Origin of the sequence: Desulfobacter sp. UBA2225 (assembly GCF_002348205.1) — a bacterium.
GTDB lineage: Bacteria > Desulfobacterota > Desulfobacteria > Desulfobacterales > Desulfobacteraceae > Desulfobacter > Desulfobacter postgatei.
In genome coordinates, this window is the sequence record NZ_DDYV01000090.1 from 1 (window position 1) to 3,482 (window position 3,482).

2 protein-coding genes are annotated in these 3,482 nt (G+C 45.3%); both read right to left on the reverse strand.

What is annotated here, in order from left to right; genetic code table 11:
* Positions 1-175: 175 nt before the first annotated feature.
* Positions 176-1,468 (reverse strand): hypothetical protein, encoded by a 1,293-nt coding sequence (locus B3D59_RS04905; RefSeq protein WP_286818122.1) that lies wholly within the window; start codon positions 1,466-1,468, stop codon positions 176-178.
* A 163-nt stretch (positions 1,469-1,631) separates the two neighbouring features.
* Positions 1,632-3,089, reverse strand: coding sequence for an MBOAT family O-acyltransferase (locus tag B3D59_RS04910; RefSeq protein WP_286818126.1), 1,458 nt, complete (start codon positions 3,087-3,089; stop codon positions 1,632-1,634).
* Between the last annotated feature and the right edge of the window lie 393 nt (positions 3,090-3,482).

Below are 3,482 nucleotides of genomic sequence, written 5' to 3' on the forward strand. Positions count from 1 at the left end.
GCTACCAGGAATTGTCCGCCACCGAAAGCCACGCTGGGCGATGATCTCAGAAAGCCGCCCGGTCCATCCGATGCTATTACGATCTCTTCGCTGATATTGAACGATCCCTCGGCAAAGGTGATATTCCAATCAACCATCAACCAGAGAACAGAAAAAAACACGATAATGATAGTTTTCATTTATGGACTGCCCCATGGTTGTATGCCCGCCATACTCCCGACTTGTCTTCCCATGCACTGATATATAACCCTCCTTGGGAATCGACACCCGATAGACGGCATTTGTTCATAGTAAACTGTTCTCCGGGGATACCTGCAGCGTTGAGTTCCTGGATGCCCAGTCTTTTACGGGGGGTGTCAGTACGCCTGGCACCGAAGACGGTTCTAACCCATCCGTCACCGTCAAGCCGCAACCAACGTAAACGCATATGGTCAGGCCCACTAACCCAGATGGCGTTGTAGTACTTGGTATACAGCCCCCTCATGCCGGAGTTGGCTCCGGCATGGGTTAAGGCAGGGCCATCGGCTTCGAGCCCCCCCCGTCTTTTTTCCTTGGGACGGAATTTTTTTTCTTTCATTCGATTGATACCGCACACCCACTTGAGTTCACCGGTGTTAACATTGCATCTTAAAACCCGGTAGCCAGGATTATAAAAATCACTGATATAGAGGGTATCGTCGTTCTCTCCCATGGATAGAAGGTTTTGCGCCATGGCAAAATACATCTTTTTAGGTTCTTCGAGATGTTTCAATGGAACAGACGACACCCGCCCGTTTTCTATCCGACGCAACCCGTTGTCCTCTAACCAGAAAAATACACCTTTTGAATTACAGACAACGCCTCTGTAAAGACTTTGAAAAGTTGCTTTTAGAGCAGGACCGTTTCTATGCTTTTTTCCTCTTTTGGGACCTTTACCGGGGATACCTGCCATAACGGTGACCCAACGAGAACCATCAGGTTTTTTCGTTACTTTTCTAAGACAGTTGGGGCCGGTAAGATAAAGCGTCTTTTCCTTTGGATTCCAGATAGGGTATCCCGCCTGACAGGCAGCCATGGGACCTTCCACCGCTCCATCCATTTCCATTATCAAACGAAGTTTTCCATCTGGAGTAATCGTTATGAGCCGCTTCGTATCAGCCGTCATCAATCCGCATACGAGGTAAATAATTCCGTTTTCCCCCTCCACACATTGATCGGGACGCTGTAAGCCTCCTACCTCCTTTGCCGGGCCCTGATAAAACTTTGAGCCGGCCGTACTGTTACCGGCGAATCGATCCACCATCCATCCCTCAATACTTTCATCAAAAATGGTTATCGGGAGCTCCAGATGCCATGTCGTTCTTTCCGTTTCGTTAAGTTTGAACATTTCACCGTGAACCGGCTGAATCAACAGTAGAGTGAAAAATAAACTGCTCCATAGCACGGCAAGAAAAAGGGGTGAATATTTTATGTTCTGTCTGATTGTCATATCGGGGAACCGTAAAAAATGCCTAACGTTTTAAGCCGGGACAGTCTGAACCGTTTGATTAAAGTCTTCCAGGACGTTAGCCTTAAAAATAGGGGTATCTCATAAGAGGCTTATTCTACGGGGTGTCCCGGCTTAAAACGTTAGCCTAAAAATTTTTTTCTCCTCAAAATTGAAAGTATAAAAATTCTGTAACCGATGAAAGTCCGAGGACACCAAGAACGGCAATAAAAGCCAAAAATGCTGCCCAGCGAGCGGTAGGATGCCAAGCTGGCCAGATGTGATGACTTTTGCCAAATGTCTCCCCCTGGTTGACGGCTTCAAGCACTGGTTCATATTTTCTCAACCATTCTTGGGTATTCGGCCAGACCCAGATCACGAAAAGCCAGAATACCAGCCATGCAAAAAGGTTGTAGTGTTCAACTTTCAGCAGTCCGCCATTGAATCCGATACCAACAGTTTCTAATAGGTCCTGCATGGGTCCCAACTTTCCGTTCAGTTTGTTAGGAAGGTTGACCATGCCCTTTAAAACGTTCAATGCACCATGAAAGGTTTCCGCCCTAAAAAAGACCCATGCGATGACTACCGCAAGAAAAGTGACTAATCGTGACAAGAAAGAGGACCAGACCCTTTCTTTTTTTCGAGGGAAAAAATTTCGCCAGAGATGATTGATCAGTAAATAGAAACCATGCAGGGCGCCCCAAACCACATAAGTCCAACCCGCACCGTGCCACAGTCCGCCCAGCAGCATGGTTATAATAAGATTCATATATCTTCTTGTCTTTCCCTTTCGATTTCCGCCTAGGGGAAAATAAAGATAATCCCTTAAAAACCGGGACAATGTTATATGCCATCTTTTCCAGAAATCAATGCTATTTTTTGCTTTATATGGGGAATTAAAATTTTCCGGTAGAATGATGCCGAACATCCGGGCAATTCCGATGGCCATATCAGAGTATCCGGAAAAATCAAAATACAATTGAAAGGTATAGGCCAGTGAACCTTCCCAGGCTTGAAAAAAAGTTAACGACGCACCGTTGTCTGCAAGTGTAAAAACAGGCGTAGCATGTAGGGCCATATTATCTGCGATTACCACCTTTTTAAACAGTCCCACAAAGAAAATGGTCATCCCCACAGCAATATGTATCGCCTTAGGAGTAAAAATCCGCTTCTCCATAAATTGCGGAATCATCTCTTTGTGATGTACAATAGGGCCGGCAATCAACTGTGGAAAAAAGCATACAAACAGACAATAGTGGAGAAAATCATACTCCTTTGCTTCTCCCCGATAGGCGTCCACCAAATAAGCCATCTGCTGAAAAGTAAAAAAAGAAATGGCCAGAGGCAAGAAGATCGTTCCGATATGGATATCGGTGCCTGCCACGGCATTGAGACTTCCTACAAAAAACATGGCATATTTGAAATAGCCGAGTAAACATAGATTAATAGACACACCAATAGTCAGCAACCCTTTTCCGGGTATCGAACCTCGCCCAGCTTCCTGGTTTAGAATACAGCCAAACCAGTAATTGAACAAAATAGAAAAACCAAGCAAAATCAAATAGACAGGATTCCACCACCCGTAAAAAAACAAAGAGGTCAGCACCAGCCAGGCAATGGCCATGCGGTGTTTTTTTTGTTTCCCAATTAAAAAAAATCCCAGAATAGTGAGAGGAAGAAAACAGAAAATGAAAATATAAGAGTTAAATAGCATAATACACCTATGTTTGATTTCCCATGTCGTATTCAATGCCGTTGACTTAAGACACCTCAAAGTATCAAGCTGGTTGCCTGTATTCCAGATGGAATTTTTTATTCTTTTTATTGAAATTACGTTCATATGTTCTGCCAGGTCTTATGGATTCTATACAGGTCCCTATGGCTCGATCTTCAGCGCCAGATATCCCGCCCCGGGCCGTTTGATCAGCAGCCCGATGGGGGCGTTCTTATCGCGGTTGGCAAGGGCCTCCGCGAATTCCCCTGGCGATGCCACCGGCTTGCGGTTGAATTCCTTGAT